We start from the raw sequence: 17,789 nt of genomic DNA, 5'->3' as shown, positions 1-17,789 counted from the left end.
AACAAAGCGATAAATTGAACTTAACTTCAATATATCGCTTTACCTTCTAAAGGTTCTTTTCAATGATCCATCCAAAGTTTCGTACTATTGTGTTTGCCTTTTTTATGGCACTTTTCATGTCAGGTTTTATGTCGTTAGTTATTTCTCTATTTAATGTTGGTATGGTCGATAACATCGTATCTATCTGGCTTAAAGCGTGGTTATTTGCCTTTTGTATTGCCTTTCCAACGGTTATATTTGTTGCCCCCGTTGTCCATAAACTGACTAATAAACTGATTCGCGCTTAACGTTATGATTATCGCTAAATTACATAAACCTGTATTTATAATATTACTGGCTTTGTGCATCACTCCATTTATTGGCGCTGGTAGTGCCTTGGTTATAGGGGCGTTATTTGCGATTACCTTGGGTAACCCGTTTGCTGAGTTATCACAAAAGGCCAGTAAATGGATGCTAAAGTTGGCGGTTGTGGGGTTGGGGTTTGCTGTTGATTTTAATCAGGTAATTGAGGTTGGTCGCAGCTCTTTAGTGTTAACAATTGTCAGTATTACTGCCATAATTGGGCTTGGCGAAATTTTAACTCAAGTGTTTAAACTTAATCGTAACACAGGCGTGTTAATTTCCTTTGGAACCGCTATTTGTGGTGGTAGCGCTATTGCGGCCATGGCACCGGTTATAAAAGCTAAAGATCATGAAGTGGCTGTGGCGCTGGGTATCGTATTTTTACTCAATGGTGTAGGGTTATTATTATTCCCTGCAATTGGGCATTATTTTGAATTAACCCAAGAGCAGTTTGGATTATGGGCTGCACTTGCAATTCATGATACCAGCAGCGTGGTAGGTGCATCGGCTACTTATGGTGCAGTGGCACTGAGCATAGCAACAACAGTGAAGCTTACTCGTGCTATGTGGATTATTCCATACACTACGCTTGCGGGTGTGTTTATGCGCTCAGATGAAAAGGCGAGTATTCCATTATTTATTGTAGGCTTTTTATTAGCCGCATTAATTAATACCTATGTGCCGTCGCTTTCATCTTATTGGGAGTTGATAAACATTGCAGCGAAGCAAATACTAGTGATGACACTGTTTTTAATTGGCAGTGGTTTGTCGTTATCGGTACTAAAGCAAGCGGGAATTAAACCGTTTTTAATGGCTGTGATTCTTTGGATCGTGGTTAGCAGTGTTATTTTATTATTAATTATAGATGGATTCATATAATGAGACATGATCTCGGTATTAAAATTATTGGTGGCTTTTTATTGTCACTGGTTTCAGCAAGCTATGTTCACGCAGAGTCATTACGGGTCGCAACGTTTAATGTCAGTATGGATGCAACCAATTACACCGCTAAAAATGAAAAAGTAAAAAGCGATGCCTTAGTTAACGCGCTGCGCTCTGACCACCAGCAAATTAAAAATATTGCTGAAATAATTCAACGCGTTCGTCCAGATGTGGTGCTTTTAAATGAATTTGACTACGTCCCTAAATCACAAGGGATAGAATACTTTAAAACCCATTACTTAAATGTAGGGCAAAATGATCAAGCGGCTATCGATTATCCTTATGTTTACATTGCACCAGTTAACACCGGCTTAGCCACAGAGTTTGATTTAGACAACGATGGCAAAAAAAATGGTGTGATGGGCGATGCGCAAGGTTTTGGATTTTTTGAAGGCCACTACGCAATGGTGTTTTTGTCTCGTTACCCCATTGATTTTGACAACATCAGAACCCTGCAAACGTTTAAGCACAAAGATTTACCGAATGTGAAAATGCCGGTAGATCCAAAAACCAATACAAATTGGTATAACGAAGAAGAATGGAATGCTTTACGTTTAAGCTCTAAATCGTTTTGGGATATACCGGTAAAAGTAAATGATAAAGTAGTTCATATGTTAGCCTCGCATCCTACGCCGCCTGTGTTTGATGGTGATGAAGACAGAAACGGCATTCGTAATCATGATGAAATTAGATTAATTGCTGATTACGTTAATAACGAAAGTTACCTGTATGACGATAACGGTAAAAAGGGCGGCCTTGCAGCAAAATCACGCTTTGTGATTTTAGGTGACCTAAATGCCGCCCCTGAGGGCGATAAAAAGCGCACAAATACAACAGATCAGTTACTTAAAAGCCCGATGATTAATGCCGGTTTTATTCCAACCAGTGAGGGCGCTAAAGAGCAATACCCACAAGCTTATGCTAAAAATTACACTGCTAACTGGCAGGCACGCGTTGATTACGTTCTGCCTTCAAATTATGGACTAACCATTAAAGATGGTGGCGTATTTTGGCCGAAAAAACAAAGCGAATTGTACCGTTTAATCAAAGATAGAAACGCATCAAGTGACCACCGTTTGGTATGGCTTGATTTAACGGTTGAATAAACGGGTTACTCACCCCGATATCAGCGTTGTTTATCTTAAATAATTGCAATTATAAAGGTGCTTCTGCTTAAATACGGTTAATTATAATAACCGTCAAGAAGCACTATGATTTTTAAATTTTCATCTTCTAAAACACTTGTTGCAATGGCTGTTGCGTCAAGTGTTATGTTAGCGGGCTGTACAGCAACCGCCACAACTTCTAATGACTCAGCTATTCAAACAAATACCAAGGTTGCAAGTGTTGTTAACACACCTGCAGACATGGGTGTCTCAAGAATTACGCTTGAACAAGCGATGGCTCACCCTGATTGGATTGGACGCCAACCGCAAAGTGCATTTTGGAGTGCTGACTCAAGTACCGTTATTTACGCGCGTAAACAACAAGGTAGTGAGCTAAGAGATTTATTCACTCAAGCTGTAAACGCTCAAACAGCAGAGCAAGTGGCTTTAAATCAGCTTCACAGCGTAGGCTCAAGTAAAGCTGTTTTTTCTAACGATAAATCACTTCAAGCTTATGTGTTTGAAGGCAACATATTTATTAAAAACGTAAAGTCAGGTGTAATTAAGCAAATTACGCAAAGCTCAGCCACCGAGTCAAAACCACAATTTTTAAACGATGGTAATTTAGCGTATCGCCAAGGTAATATCTTTTTTAAAGTAGATTTAACCACAGGTTTAACCCGTGAAATTGCTAATTTAAAGCTGGCTGACAAACCACAAGGTGTTAAAGAGCCAACAACTTACATTGCCAAAGAGCAACATAAGCTGATTGAGTACATTGCACTGCAGCATAAAAACAAACAAGATAAGTATGCGCGAAATGAGCAAGTTAAAACCCAAAATAGCTCAATTGCCAACACGCATTACTATTTAGGCGATGGCAACACGGTTGATGAAGCCCAGCTTTCTCCAAATGGCGACGCGTTAATTGTGGTTGTTCAAGAAAAAAGTTCATGGCGTGGTGAAGGCGATATTATGCCTAACTACATCACTGATGATGCGACTATAGAGCCTAAAAAAGTTCGCCGTCGTGTGGCTGACGCTAAAGAGCAAACTTCTGAAATTGTTTATATTAACCTTGCAGATCAAAGCCAAACTACTTTAGGGTTTAATACCTTGCCTGGTTTTGATGAAGATGTACTCGCTGAGGTTAAAAAAGAAAACTATGCCCGTGAAGGCAAAACGTATAAGTCTAAGAAGCAACCGCGTGGCATTAATGTAATTTCAGACTGGGGATGGGATCAATCGCCTATCAGCTGGAACGATGATGGCAGCCAAGTGGCGATTATGCTTGAAGCATGGGATAACAAAGATCGTTGGTTGGCCACCGTTGATTTTGAAAATAATAAACTCGTATCTCAACACCGTTTACATGACGATGCGTGGATTGCGTATGCGTTTAACGACTTTGGTTGGTTAAATGACTCAACTACGCTGTATTATTTATCGGAAGAGTCGGGGTACAGTCAGCTTTATAAAAAGCCTTTAAATGGCAAGGCTACGGCTTTAACACAAGGTCAATTTGAAGTGTCTGACTTAACGCTTACTGATGACAATAGTGCTATTTATTATAAAGCGAATATTGAGCATCCGGGTCTTTACGAAATATACCGCGTTAATCCACAAACAGGTGTTAGTGAGCAAGTAACCGACTTAAACGGTATGACGGATTACACCTTAAGCCCTGATCAATCTAAGTTATTACTTAGACATTCTAAAATCACTATGCCGACTGAACTTTATGTGGCAGAGGCTAAAGCAAACACAACCGCGACTCGTTTAACCAATACGGTATCTGATGCGTTTTTAGCAAAAAAACTCACAGCGCCTAAAATTGTTGCTGTGCCATCAAGTCATACAGATCAGCCCATATACGCCAAAGTCTATTACCCCGCTGATTACCAAGAGGGTGAAACAGGCAAAACCCGCAAAGCGGTTATTTTTAACCACGGTGCAGGGTACTTGCAAAATTCACATATGGGTTGGTCTGGCTACTTCCGTGAATTTATGTTCCATTCATTACTAGCAGATGAAGGTTATGTAGTAATGGATATGGATTACCGCGCATCTAAAGGCTATGGCCGTGATTGGCGAACGGCTATTTATCGCCAAATGGGAACACCTGAAACACAAGATCTAGCCGATGGCGTAAAATGGATGGCGGATAATGCCAATGTTAATACCCAAGCGGTAGGGACTTACGGTGGCTCTTATGGTGGGTTTATGACCTTCATGGCGTTATTTACCGCACCAGACTTGTTTCAATCAGGCGCAGCGCTTCGTCCAGTGACTGATTGGGCTCATTACAACACAGGTTATACGGCTAACATTTTGAATCACCCTGATGTTGACCCGATTGCCTATGAGCGTAGTTCACCTATTTATTATGCAGAAGGGCTTAAAAAGCATTTATTAATAAATGCGCCTATGGTTGATGATAACGTGTTCTTTCAAGATTCAGTGCGTTTAGTACAGCGTTTAATAGAACTTGAAAAAGAAAACTTTGAAACAGCAATCTTCCCAGTTGAACCGCATGGTTTTGTTCAGCCTTCGAGCTGGTTAGATGAATACCGTCGGATTTATAAACTGTTTAAAGAAACGCTTTAATCGACTAAAAATAAAAACGCCACTTATGTGGCGTTTTTTTAACTGTGTTTATTATCGTTTTTGATGTGTTTTACAACCAACGGCACAGCTAATAAAACCCCACCAATTGCGCCAATTAAATGCGCATCAACGGCCACCGTTGATTGAATAAGTTGACCAATTTCTGCGCTTGGACCATTAACTTGCTCAAGAATAAGTTTTATCCATACGCCAATAAACAAGATATAACCTGATTTTAGCCCAACAGTGACATCTTTTATCGCCCCCCACACGATCACGCCATGCAATAGCGCACTCAGCCCTGTATAAATAATGATTGTTGGACAAAACCAATAAACCCCCAAGCCACACCAAAGCGCAAGGAGTGCGATATTAAAGCTGTATTGCTTAGGTGTAGTGTATTCACCGTGCAATAACCAAATAAGCGCGATACCAGCACAATTTAAACCTAGGTGTACCCAGTTAGCATGTACAAATTGACTCGTAAATAAACGCCATAGTTGGCCTTGTTCAATTAATGGGCGATTAAACTCAAGCTCATTGTTCATACCAAGCCATGCTAAGAGCGTACTTAATACAATTAAACACAAGGGGGGTAAAACATAACGCGCCTGAAGAGGTAAATTAAGCATTTAATGATCATTTTTTATATTTATTTTTGCATATTGTGCCTGTTTAACTTTAAGATGCCAATTATCTTCCATGCAATTTAAGTTTAATCAGTAATTATGAATTTTAAGCTCAACTCTTTATTTGCTCTCTCTTTAAGTGCACTGTCTTTACCTTTATTTGCACAGCAAGCAAGCCAAATTGAAACCCGTGAACCAGAAGCCGCCACAGGGGTAGTACAAAAGCAATTAGTACCAGGCGATAAATACATGGTTGCGGCTGCAAATCCTTATGCCTCACAAGCGGGAAAGGCCATTTTAGCCCAAGGCGGAAGCGCCGTTGATGCCGCAATTGCCACTCAATTAGTGCTTACATTAGTTGAGCCGCAATCATCAGGCATTGGTGGTGGTACGTTTATGATGTATTACAACAAAGCTAACAATAAACTCACCAGTTTTGATGGTCGCGAAACAGCCCCAAGTAATGCCGATGAAAACCTGTTTTTAAATGAACATGGCAAAGCTGTTAAATGGATTGAAGCAGTTGTAGGTGGTCGCTCTGTAGGTGTACCAGGTATTTTACATGCGTTTGCCAGTGCCCATAAACAATATGGTAATTTGCCATGGGCAACGTTATTTAAGCCAGCTATTGCGCTTGCTGAACAAGGGTTTGAAGTATCTCCACGATTACATGGCTTACTCGTTAGGCAGTTAAACCCTGGTGTTATGAGTATGCCGGTCATAAATGAGTATTTTTTTCCCAATGGTGAAGTGATCAAAGTAGGCAGTATTAAAAAAAATCAGCCGCTTGCTAATTTATACAAAGACATTGCCTCACAAGGGATTGATGCTTTTTATAAAGGTGATAATGCAAAAGCCATGGTAAAAGCAGTACAACAGTCAAAAATTGCGCCTGGTAAATTATCTGAGCAAGATCTTGCTAATTACAGCAGTAAAGAGCGTGCACCCGTTTGTATAAAATACCGAGTTTATAATGTCTGCTCGATGGCGCCGCCAAGTAGTGGCGGTGTAGCGGTGCTACAAATTTTAGGCTTGCTTGAACACAAAGACATGGCAAACATTAAAGCCAATAGTGCCGAGGCAATTCATTACTTTAGCCAAGCGTCACGTATTGCGTTTGCCGATCGTAATAAATACATAGGTGATCCTGACTTTACCCAAGTACCTACTCAAGAGTTATTAAATAAAGACTATATTGCCACCCGCGCAAAATTAATTACTGAAAAAGATCAAAAAGCATTTCCTGGTGATCCAGTTGATTACTTAAGCTACGCAAATGATGACTCTTTTGAATTGCCCTCTACCTCGCATGTATCAATTGTGGATAGCAAAGGCAATGCTGTTTCAATGACCAGCTCTATTGAAATGGCGTTTGGATCAACAGTGATGGTTAATGGTTATATTTTAAATAATCAGCTGACTGATTTTTCACTCTCGCCGCGTAAAAATGGCAAGTTAGTGGCTAACAGAGTAGAAGCCCATAAACGTCCGCGCAGCTCAATGTCACCCGTGATGGTATTTAATCAAGATGGGAGCTTACGTTTAGTGGTCGGCTCTCCTGGTGGCAGTCGTATTATTGATTATGTTGCACAAGTTGTTATTGGCGTTTTAGATTGGGATTTGAACGCGCAACAAGCCATTAATTTACCGCGTACCACTAATCGCAACGACTACACCAGCGTAGAAAAAGGCACTGCACTTGAAGCGGTGGTACCAAAGCTTAAAAAGCGCGGCCATGATGTGCGCGTGATTGACTTAAACTCTGGGCTGCATGCGGTAGAAGTTAAAAACAACCGTTTGTATGGCGCCGCCGATCCTCGCAGGGAAGGGATGGCATTATCGGATTTAAGTAATAATAAAGCCTCATTTAAATTCTAAAACATGTATAATCAATAGCAGGTTTGCAGGTAATGTATTACCTGCTGTTATTTATGTAACAGCTTAATAGTTAATGATTATTTGATTGAAAATAGTATGTTAACTAACGTAAAAAATTAGCAAATCTAAAAATAACTGACACTGTTGTAATCATTGCACACAGCAAACGCTGGTCTAATGCCCGTTTTAATTTTTATAAACTCACAACAGCCAGCTAACATATTCACCAAATATGAGTGGCTTTATACTAAAGTAGCGCTTGTATTTGTAAATTTTCAATGGTCTGACAAGCTTAAATGTCATTGCAATTTAGCCTTTAACAATGATAATGGCAGATCATTACTTAAGATTCAGTAAAGCTTGGAAATATGACTACAAATACCGATCCAAATTATCTTTATATTCCTTATTCTGGCCCAGGCCTAATTGAAACCCCACTATTGAATAAAGGAAGTGCTTTTAGCCAAAAAGAACGTGAACACTTTAATCTTGCTGGTTTACTTCCTCCTCGTTACGAAACAATAGAAGAGCAAGTTGAGCGTTGTTACCAACAATACTCAAGTTTTAACGACAACTTAAATAAGCACATTTATTTACGCGCCATTCAAGATAATAACGAAACGCTTTATTACCGTTTAGTGCGCGATCATATCGAAGAAATGATGCCTATTATCTACACCCCAACAGTGGGTGATGCCTGTGAAAAGTTTTCTGATATTTATCGCAGTGCCCGTGGTTTATTTATTTCCTATGAAGATCGCTTTCACATTGACGATATTTTACGTAATGCCACAAAAGGCAAAGTAAAAGTGATTGTTGTTACCGACGGTGAGCGTATTTTAGGCCTTGGCGACCAAGGTATTGGTGGCATGGGGATTCCAATTGGTAAACTTTCTTTGTATACCGCGTGTGGCGGTATTAGCCCAGCTTATACGTTACCGGTTATGCTCGATGTGGGAACCAATAACGAAAAATTATTAAACGACCCAATGTACATGGGTGCTCGCCATAAACGTATTGCACAAGACGAATACGATGAGTTTTTAGACTTATTCATTAAAGCAGTTAAACGTCGCTGGCCAAATGTGTTACTGCAGTTTGAAGATTTTGCTCAGCCTAATGCAATGCCATTATTAAAGCGTTACCGTAATGAAATTTGTAGCTTTAATGATGACATTCAAGGTACTGCGTCGGTTACTGTGGGGTCTTTATTAGCAGCATGTCGTGTTAAAGGTGCTAAATTATCAACTCAAAAAGTTGTTTTTGTAGGCGCAGGCTCTGCAGGCTGTGGTATTGCTGAACAAATTGTTAGCACTATGGTTGCTGAGGGCATCAGTGAAGCACAGGCACGCAGCCAAGTATTTATGGTTGACCGTTTTGGCTTATTAACAGATGGTATGCAAGGCTTACGCGACTTCCAACAAATGTTAGCGCAACCAACGAGCTGCCTAGCAGATTGGACCTACAGCGGCGAATACGCGTCATTATTAGATGTAATGCACTGTGCTGAACCAGATATTTTAATTGGTGTATCTGGCCAACCTGGTTTATTTACCGAACAAGTCATTCGCGCTATGCATGCTAAATGTGAATCGCCAATTATTTTCCCGTTAAGTAACCCATCTAAACAAGTAGAAGCCTACCCAGAAGATGTAATTAAATGGACCGATGGCAAAGCAATTGTTGCAACTGGCAGCCCATTCGACCCAGTTGTTTATAACGGCGTGACTTACCCAATTCCTCAATGTAACAACAGCTATATTTTCCCAGGTATTGGTTTAGGTGTAATTGCCGCTAAAGCAACGAGTATTACCGATGCGATGCTAATTATGTCGAGCGAAATGTTGGCTGAGTCGTCACCTTTAGCTAATACAGGTAAAGGCAGCTTACTACCGGCACTGACTGAAATTGAAACGCTTAGTAAACGTATTGCGTTTGCAGTGGCTAAAAAGGCAATTGAAGAGGGCGTTGCCCTTGAAATTTCAGACGATGCGCTGTGGGCAGCCATCGACAAAAACTACTGGTTACCAAAATACCGTAACTACAAACGTTGCAGCATTTAATTACAGTAGAGATTAAAAAAACAGGCTTTTGCCTGTTTTTTTATGCTTGTTCATCTTTAATTAACCGCATAAGGTGTTAACTGAGGCAATCAAATTTAAAAGGATAGACTTATGAAAACGCTTTCGATTTTAACCGCCGCATTACTCAGTACATCAGCTTATGCGAGCAACGCCCCAGAAGAGCCGCATATTTATGTTAAAGGTGAAGCTTCACTAACGACGATGCCGGATCATGTTTTATTAACGGTGGGCATTACTGAAATAGATAAAGACTTAATTGCAGCAAAAAAACAAACCGATACCACTATGGCCAGTGCAATAAGTTTAGTAAAAAAACTAGGGGTAGATGATGCGGATATTAATGCCGGTCAAATTTCTATATACCGTGATAACCAATATAATCGTGAAACAGGTAAACAAGAGTTTACTGGCTTTAAGGTATCAAGAACGCTCACCATTAAACTTTCTGCAATTAATAAATACCCTGAATTATTACAGAGCTTAGTTAATAATGGCATTAATGAAATTAGACAAACGCAATTTTTAGCTAGCAACTACGATGAGCTGCATAAAAAAGCACAAAAAATGGCAATTAAACAAGCCAAAGTCGCGGCAAAAGAGCTAAGTGACGACTTTGATGTAGAGTTAAAAGGCTTATATAGCGCGTCGTTAACCCCGCTTGATATGCCATCTACACCGTACATGCGCAGTGAAAAAGTAATGATGGCAGACAGTGCACCTGGTAATTATGTCCCTGATGCCTATCATGCGGGTGAAATTACAATTAGCGCGTCAAGCTATGCAATTTATTATATAGATTAGGGTTTGATGATCTTTCAATGCCAAATAGGCGCTGCCGAGGGCGATAACTCTTAGTCCCTCGGCAGAATAAATAGCTCTACAGAGCTTACTCGCTAATAGGTCGGTGCTGCTCAAAACGTGCCACCAACTGCTTACCTTGTAACTCACTAATTCGCACTATTGCTTGTAGCATATTTCTAATTTCTCGTCGGTCATACTCATTACAAATGTGCTGATTAATATCATCAACAATGGCACCTAAATAATTAAACACACTGTTTCGAGCTTCAACATCCTCGTTGGCAATAAACAAAATATTTTTAAATGCTTCAATAACATTGGTCATTACATAGGCATCTGCTTTGGCATAATTGCGCAAAGGAGTGAAGTTATCGTGCAGTAATTCATCAAAACTGGTTTCATGAAAATAGAGTAAAGGGGCTTCTTCTGGTTGATAACACGCGTAGTTAATCGCATTAATCTTTAGGCGAGCAATCAATAAAATACTCAGCATATCAATAGCTTTAACCGCTGTCCCCGGATCGTTAATCCCTGGGCTCATTGCTTTTACAGCAATTTCAGAAATTTGGGTTAATCCATAACGGTAATGATCGCTAATGTATTCTTCTATATAAAAAATAAAGCAGTCTAAAATTTTCTCTATTAACTCTTCGTTTTCACAAATGTCTTTATTACACTTTAAGAACGGGTAGCCTTTAACGGTAAAGTAACCTTGCTTAACGGTAATAAAAAGTTCTATTTTTTCTTCAGCCAAAATAGCACACAGCTTATTTGTGTGAACCCCTTTGTAGTAACCCTCAGTAGTACTTTTTATTGAATGCCAATTTGAAAATTCAGGAAAGTTATCAACGGGGTTATCGCCTTGTTTGTTGATGATGTCTTGGAGCTCTTGTTTGGTTTGTCTAAATAAACCATTTAATACGTTATCAACCTGAATTGCTTTTGAAATAGAGTGAATAAAAAAAACGAACAAGCCCAAAGAAATCAAACCAAAAATTAACGCAAAGAGTACCCCTAATGAGGGTATTGCCGTATTTCCGTTATCTAACTTATTAATATTAATGAGCATTATAATAGAATAAATAATACTGCCTAAATAAAACCCTAATACCATTTGATGCGATTTACGGGTAATAAGCCCAGGAACGACTCTGGGTGACAAGCTAGCGCTGGCTGAATTTAAAACCACCATCACCATAGAAAAACTAAATACGGTTAACGAAATAATACTGCCAGCTAAGGTGCTTAATATGGTTCGTGCGTTTTCTGCACTGTCTACTAATACAAATGAGATTAATGATTTAAATTGCTCAATAGGGGCTAAATACTCAACAGACATAGTGAGTACAGCAAAAATTAAAAACGCAACAGACAGGAGTGAGGGATAAAAGCCAATACTGTTTATTATTTCACGATAGTGATTGGTGATTTTTGTTCTTAAATACATATTATCCTTACTTGTTACTATTCCAATGTATAAATTACTCTAGCATAGTTCATGATAAAGCTTCTGATTTACCGCTTAACTTATGTGTTATTATTGCTGAAAAATTAAATGGACTATACTGTGATCATATCTAGCTATGCGGCCTTATTGGCCCTTTATTATATTTATTTGAGTGTTAATGTTATAAAAATACGTAAAGCCGATGGGATTTCGTTAGGTAATGGCAGTAATACCGCGCTTGAACGTGCAACCCGAGCGCATGGTAATTTTATTGAGTACGTGCCCATTAGCTTAATTTTAGTTTTTTTATTGGAGTATCAAGGGTTAGCTAGTCATTATGTGCATGCACTAGGCGGTTTATTATTTATCAGCCGTGTTGTTCATGGTTCTGCCATTATTAACAATAATTTAAAGGCACGTGGATTGAGCATGATGAGCACCTTTGCTATTGTGATAATAAGCGCGGTGTTATTACTTTTAAGTAGATAAACGATTATGCGGTTAGTTATTGTTTTTACATGTGTTTATTTTTTCAGTTCGCTGACATCATTTGCATGGGCAATAGAAAATAATAGCAAAAACACCGTTTCTAGTTTGCATGTTGTATACCCCAAAACAATGCGCAGTGGTGAAGATGAAATATTATATCCGTTAGTACTATTAAGAACAGCTCTGCAATTCAGCGGAGAAAATTTTACATTACAACCCTCAAGTATTTCGATGCCACAGAGCCGCGCGTTAAAGCAAATTCTTCATAATGATGAAATAAACGTAGCTTGGACCATGACCTCTAAACAGCGTGAGCAACAATTACTACCCGTTAGAGTGCCTATATTTAAGGGGTTATATGGGTGGCGTGTTTTGGTAACTACACAGGATAAAGTGAATACCTTATTAAACATCAATACCCTTAGCGACTTTAAAAGCATACACTTTATTCAAGGGCATGATTGGCCTGACACACAAATACTGCAGGATAACGGTTTAACTGTATCGACATCAATCGAATATAGTTCGTTATTTAATATGTTGATAAAAGGCCGAGGTGATGTATTTCCTCGTTCTGTGTTAGAGGTTGAAACTGAGCTCAATACCTTTAAAGATGAAGCCGTTGCTAACCTCACGATAGTGCCGCACTTATTGTTGCAATACCCAAGTGCAATCTACTTCTTTTTTAGTAAAGAAAAGCCCGAAATAGCGCAAGCGGTTGAGAAAGGCTTAGCTATTATGCGTAAAAACGGTGAGTTTGATCGTTTGTTTAAGGCTTATCATAGCAGTGCGATTGAGCATGCAGATATAAAAAATAAAATTATCATTAAATTAAAAACAATCAGTTACCCGCATTAACACCCCTTAATGATGCATCACTTTGGTTTTCAGAAAAAGACATTTAAAACGCCATGACACAAAAAATATTTATTATTGGTTTACCACGCACTGGGACGACTAGCGTATGTAATGCATTTTTAGATTTTGGTATACGTACTGCCCATACTGCTTACACTAACGCTTGTTTTGAAAATGCGGTGGCTATCGCAGACACACCTGTATTTAACGATTATCAAACATTAGATAAATATTACCCAGGTTCTAAATTTGTATATTTAAAGCGAGAACTTAGCGCGTGGCTGCCTTCAATCAAACAGCTTTTAGTGCGTATGCATACTAATTTAACGCGTGCTGATGGGGGCTTTAATATTCATTTAAAGCGCTGTTACTTAAATACGTTTAGTGATTTTTCACTCGAAAACATTAATCAGGATGAATATTTAACTAATTGTTATAACACTCATTTTAATAGTGCTAATGCTTATTTTGCTGACCGGCCTAATGATTTTTTAGCCATTGACATAGCAAATCCCGAGAGTTTTAATAAGCTATGTGAGTTTTTAAATATTACCAGCAGCTTAGCTGGCTTTGAAAAAATGAACATGGGCGGTAAAGTCACTGCATGGAATGATATAAAGCACCCATTAAAAATTGAGTCAACGTCGAAAGGGCGGATTGATAAGTTTTTGCCTTATGAAAGTTAAATTTAAATCGCGATCAAAGATTTTTATTTTTAAATACGCTAAAATCCACGCATTATTTTATAAGTTGTATCCCTATGTTTGAATTAAAATACCACACGCCATTTGAATGGACCGAAGTTGTTTTAGCTGACTTCGAAACCTTTTTACAAGACCACGCTGCTGCTGAGAAAAAAGCATCTGGCATGGCTATGTCAATGCTTTCACATTATCCGGATAAGCGTAAATTAGTTAAAGCCATGACTGACTTAGCTCTTGAAGAGTTAATTCATTTTAAACAAGTGCTTAAACTATTAATTGAACGCGATACTAATTTGGGTGATGATAAAAAAGATCCATACATTAAACAAATTCGTGCACACTTTAGGCATGGTCGTGACGGTTTTTTAATGGACAGACTATTAGTTGGTGGGGTAATTGAGGCGAGGGGACATGAACGTTTTTCTTTAGTTGCCGAGGCACTACCTGAAGGAAAAGAAAAAGATTTTTATGTCGCAATTGCTAAATCAGAAGAAAAACATAAAAATTTATTTGTGGAACTCGCCTACGAATACTTTGATAAGCAAGAAGTTGACGAACGCTTAGACGAGCTACTAACAATAGAAGCCGAAATTTGTAAAAACATTCCTTTTACAGCGGCTCTACATTAAAAATTACGGTATGTTGTTTTAAAAGCAAAAGTAACATACCAACTTTTCAATTTATAACTGCTCCCTTCATACTAATTAAACAATCAAATAAACCCTAAGTAGATCAACTTTACTGCGCTTACTTTACACAGCCTACTCATAAACAGCTATTATGAATTATTAAAGTTTAGCTTGTCGAAGGATGTGAACCGATGCAACCAATTAAACACATTGCCGTATTAACCTCAGGGGGCGATGCGCCTGGGATGAACACCGCATTATTTTCCATAGTAAAAACCGCTCAACAACATGGAATAAAAGTGTCGGGCGTTCGAAAAGGGTTTGAGGGTTTAATTGATAATGATTTAGTGACACTTGATTGCAAAAGCCTACAACAAACCATGCACTTAGGTGGTACTGTGTTAAAAACAGCGCGTAGTGAAAGATTTAGAGGTGACGCCGGTAGAAATCTAGCACTAGCTACAATTGAACATAATAATATTGACGCTTTAATTGTGATAGGTGGAGATGGCTCATTTAGAGGGTGTTTATGGTTATCACAAATTACTAACATACCGTATATAGGCATTCCAGGCACTATTGATAATGATATTGCGGGTACAGATTACACCTTAGGGTTTGATACAGCAGTAAACACATCAATGCAATGTATTGATAATATTAGAGATACTGCAGAATCACATAATAGGGTGTTTGTTATTGAAGTAATGGGACGTGATTCTGGTTATATTGGCACTTATGCCGGTTTAACCTCTGGCGCCGATTCGATATTAATACCTGAAAGTGATGAAGACATAACTTATTTAGTGAATAAAATTAGTGATTATCACAGTGAGCATGCTTTTATTGTGGTGGTATCTGAAGGTGATGAAATTGGCGTTGAGCATATATGTGAGAAAATAAGTACCGTTAATCCCAGTATAGATTTGCGCGTAACTAAGCTAGGGCACTTACAACGCGGCGGTAATCCATCTGCAGCGGATCGTATGTTAGCAATAAGATTAGGCGTACACAGTGTTAAGGCTTTATGTGCTGGAGAAAGCGCTAAAATGGTGGGTATTTTAAATAACAAAGTATCAAATACTCCTATGCAAGATGTTGCAAAACAACATGTTATAAATGAAGAGCTACAAGGGCTGTTATCTGTATTTTGCCGCTAACGACTAATTAAAGAGGAATAATGACCAATGCGAGATAATAAAAACTCTAAAATGACGATTATTAAAGGTATTACAATAAGTTTTTTATTTGCCGGTTCAACAGTCGTATTGGCCAAAGATGATTGTGCAAATTTAACGGGGTGTGCGAAAAAAGCCTGTGAAGTTAACCACCAGTTATTAACTGCAAAACGCCAAGGTAATTCACACCAAGTTACAGGTCTTAATAAAGCACTCAATAATACAAACGAATACTTCACCCAGGATGGATTAAAAGTAGAGTTACAACAAAAAATAGATGATACCAATAGCGAAATTGAAGAATATAAAACCGGTCTTAAAAAAGCTAAGCGCCAAGGTAAGCATGACAAAGTTAAAAAGTATCAGCAAAAGCTAAACGACGAAACTAAACAGCTTAAGCAATTAATTGATTAGCTAAATAGTTTGGTTGATTAAAATGTCATTACAACGTTTTTATATTTAATAAAGTAGAGCATATTACTATAAATAAATAATGTGCGAATAAAAGGGCTAAAATATCATGTTTATAAGTGACGTAATTGCCGACAGTTAGATTGCTTAAGTAGATACTTATGCTATTTAACATAATATAAATTATAGGTAATTATATATCTATATATAAGTAGCGGTCTATTTTAAATAGCTTCAAGCTCACTAAGTCCAATACTAGACGGTATCGGACATTAAATGTATTTAAACAACTATTATGGTTATTCATAGTTATCACCTTGAGGTTCCTTAATGCTTAGCTTAATATTAAAGCACAAGCCGTAAAAAACATTGAAGTATTCATATGGAATTTGTACGCCCACTCGAACCAATTTTAATTATTGATGATGTTAAACAGATCCGCGCTGATTTAAGCCAAGTATTAGCCGGTTTAGGTTTTGATGACATTATTGAGTGCGATAATTTTAATTGTGCTAAACCTCTGCTTATTGAAAAATCACCCAACGTTATATTCTTAGATGTTGATTTACCTGATTCTGAAAGCATTGAAATTTTAGAGTCGATTAACAACGAACACCCTCATGCACATGTTGTTATGTGTTCAGGCCACAATAGCTTTGAAACAGTGCAAAATACCTGGGAGCTAGGCGCAAAAGAATTTATAGCTAAGCCCTTTAACGCGCAAAAAGTTGATGCGGTAATGAAACGTTTAGAACTCATAGATTAAAGGAAATTATGCAGCACATTGTTACGACAATAATTGATGACCTATCTACCGTTATATTTGGTAAACAACAACAAATAAAATTAGCGTTAGCCTGTTTATTTAGTGAAGGCCATTTACTAATTGAAGACTTACCCGGCATGGGAAAAACCACTTTGTCGCATGCATTAGCTGCAGTACTGGGGTTATCGTATCAGCGTATACAATTTACCAGCGATTTATTGCCCGCTGATATTATTGGCACCAATATATTTAATAATAATGAACATAGTTTTTCATTTCATAAAGGCCCAATTTTCAGCCAAGTGGTGCTCGCTGATGAAATAAATCGCGCGGGTCCTAAAACACAAAGTGCTTTATTGGAGGCGATGGAAGAACACCAAGTAACAGTAGATGGAGACAAGTACCCGCTCCCTACTCCATTTTTTGTAATTGCGACTCAAAATCCATTATATCAGGCAGGTACATACCCGTTACCAGAATCACAACTAGATCGTTTTTTAATGCGAATAAGTTTAGGGTTTCCACCTAAAGATGCAGAAAAACGGTTACTGTTAAATAATCTAAAACGTGATTATTCGCAGTTACCGCAGCGAATTGAACAACATCAACTTAAGCAAATTCAAGATGCAATATCAAATATCACGCTAAGTTCGCCGGTGGTTGATTATATAATTGAGTTAGTGACTTATACTCGTGAATCTCAAACATTAACGACTTCGCTTTCCCCAAGAGCCAGTATGGCACTGGCTAAATCGGCCAAAGCGTGGGCCTATATTGAAGGCCGTGACTACGTATTACCCGAAGATGTACAGGCTGTTTTTTCAAGTGTGTGTCAGCATCGATTAGGCTTACATAGTGATGCGGGCGATACACAAATAGTTGCCATTTTAAAACATGTTTTAGTGCCCGTTTAGGTAA

17 protein-coding genes are annotated in these 17,789 nt (G+C 38.4%); 15 read left to right on the top strand and 2 right to left on the bottom strand.

From position 1 onward, the window contains the following. Positions 1-62: 62 nt before the first annotated feature. The 4 genes from PSM_RS07600 (at position 63) to PSM_RS07585 (ending at position 4,997) form a co-directional block, all read left to right on the top strand. A complete protein-coding gene (locus PSM_RS07600) occupies positions 63-287 on the top strand; it encodes a DUF2798 domain-containing protein (RefSeq protein ID WP_013464944.1) in 225 nt (74 codons plus the stop codon). Between the two features lie 4 nt (positions 288-291). Then, positions 292-1,221, top strand: a complete 930-nt coding sequence (locus PSM_RS07595; RefSeq protein ID WP_013464943.1) for a YeiH family protein — start codon at positions 292-294, stop codon at positions 1,219-1,221. Continuing rightward, positions 1,221-2,390, top strand: coding sequence for an endonuclease/exonuclease/phosphatase family protein (locus tag PSM_RS07590; protein WP_013464942.1), 1,170 nt, complete (start codon positions 1,221-1,223; stop codon positions 2,388-2,390). Before PSM_RS07595 ends, PSM_RS07590 begins: the two co-directional genes overlap by 1 nt. A gap of 105 nt (positions 2,391-2,495) precedes the next feature. Beyond that, entirely contained in the window at positions 2,496-4,997 is a 2,502-nt protein-coding gene (locus PSM_RS07585) for a S9 family peptidase (RefSeq protein WP_013464941.1), read from the top strand. Between the two features lie 38 nt (positions 4,998-5,035). Here the strand turns inward: PSM_RS07585 and rrtA are convergent, their stop codons facing one another. Next, a complete protein-coding gene (gene rrtA, locus PSM_RS07580; RefSeq protein ID WP_013464940.1) occupies positions 5,036-5,629 on the bottom strand; it encodes a rhombosortase in 594 nt (197 codons plus the stop codon). A 96-nt stretch (positions 5,630-5,725) separates the two neighbouring features. On the opposite strand from rrtA, the gene ggt reads away from it, so the two are divergent. The 3 genes from ggt to PSM_RS07560 all read left to right on the top strand — a co-directional run bounded on the left by ggt (position 5,726) and on the right by PSM_RS07560 (position 10,389). Beyond that, positions 5,726-7,504, top strand: coding sequence for a gamma-glutamyltransferase (gene ggt, locus PSM_RS07575; RefSeq protein ID WP_013464939.1), 1,779 nt, complete (start codon positions 5,726-5,728; stop codon positions 7,502-7,504). A gap of 368 nt (positions 7,505-7,872) precedes the next feature. Then, positions 7,873-9,567, top strand: a complete 1,695-nt coding sequence (locus PSM_RS07565) for an NAD-dependent malic enzyme (protein WP_013464938.1) — start codon at positions 7,873-7,875, stop codon at positions 9,565-9,567. 111 nt (positions 9,568-9,678) lie between these two features. Next, a complete protein-coding gene (locus PSM_RS07560) occupies positions 9,679-10,389 on the top strand; it encodes an SIMPL domain-containing protein (RefSeq protein WP_013464937.1) in 711 nt (236 codons plus the stop codon). 85 nt (positions 10,390-10,474) lie between these two features. Here the strand turns inward: PSM_RS07560 and PSM_RS07555 are convergent, their stop codons facing one another. Further along, positions 10,475-11,836, bottom strand: a complete 1,362-nt coding sequence (locus PSM_RS07555; RefSeq protein WP_013464936.1) for a DUF2254 domain-containing protein — start codon at positions 11,834-11,836, stop codon at positions 10,475-10,477. 120 nt (positions 11,837-11,956) lie between these two features. Here PSM_RS07555 and PSM_RS07550 point away from each other — a divergent pair, with 120 nt between their 5' ends. From PSM_RS07550 to PSM_RS07515, 8 genes are all read left to right on the top strand, one after another. Further along, the gene (locus tag PSM_RS07550; protein WP_020476989.1) at positions 11,957-12,325 is read left to right on the top strand and encodes an MAPEG family protein; all 369 of its coding nucleotides are present in this window, start codon (positions 11,957-11,959) and stop codon (positions 12,323-12,325) included. A gap of 6 nt (positions 12,326-12,331) precedes the next feature. Next, positions 12,332-13,183 (top strand): transporter substrate-binding domain-containing protein, encoded by an 852-nt coding sequence (locus tag PSM_RS07545; protein WP_013464934.1) that lies wholly within the window; start codon positions 12,332-12,334, stop codon positions 13,181-13,183. Between the two features lie 53 nt (positions 13,184-13,236). After that, on the top strand, positions 13,237-13,869 hold the full coding sequence (locus PSM_RS07540) for a sulfotransferase (protein ID WP_013464933.1): 633 nt from the start codon (positions 13,237-13,239) through the stop codon (positions 13,867-13,869). Positions 13,870-13,943: 74 nt separating this feature from the next. Next, the gene (locus tag PSM_RS07535) at positions 13,944-14,516 is read left to right on the top strand and encodes a tRNA-(ms[2]io[6]A)-hydroxylase (protein WP_013464932.1); all 573 of its coding nucleotides are present in this window, start codon (positions 13,944-13,946) and stop codon (positions 14,514-14,516) included. 191 nt (positions 14,517-14,707) lie between these two features. After that, positions 14,708-15,676, top strand: a complete 969-nt coding sequence (locus tag PSM_RS07530) for an ATP-dependent 6-phosphofructokinase (RefSeq protein ID WP_013464931.1) — start codon at positions 14,708-14,710, stop codon at positions 15,674-15,676. A gap of 27 nt (positions 15,677-15,703) precedes the next feature. After that, positions 15,704-16,108 (top strand): DUF1090 domain-containing protein, encoded by a 405-nt coding sequence (locus PSM_RS07525; RefSeq protein ID WP_013464930.1) that lies wholly within the window; start codon positions 15,704-15,706, stop codon positions 16,106-16,108. A 379-nt stretch (positions 16,109-16,487) separates the two neighbouring features. Next, positions 16,488-16,871, top strand: coding sequence for a response regulator (locus PSM_RS07520; RefSeq protein ID WP_013464929.1), 384 nt, complete (start codon positions 16,488-16,490; stop codon positions 16,869-16,871). 8 nt (positions 16,872-16,879) lie between these two features. Beyond that, on the top strand, positions 16,880-17,785 hold the full coding sequence (locus tag PSM_RS07515) for an AAA family ATPase (RefSeq protein ID WP_013464928.1): 906 nt from the start codon (positions 16,880-16,882) through the stop codon (positions 17,783-17,785). Positions 17,786-17,789: the final 4 nt, after the last annotated feature.

The organism is Pseudoalteromonas sp. SM9913 (assembly GCF_000184065.1).
Classification (GTDB): domain Bacteria; phylum Pseudomonadota; class Gammaproteobacteria; order Enterobacterales; family Alteromonadaceae; genus Pseudoalteromonas; species Pseudoalteromonas tetraodonis.
The sequence above is the reverse complement of the archived record's forward strand: the minus strand, read 5'-3'. Positions and strand labels throughout refer to the sequence as shown.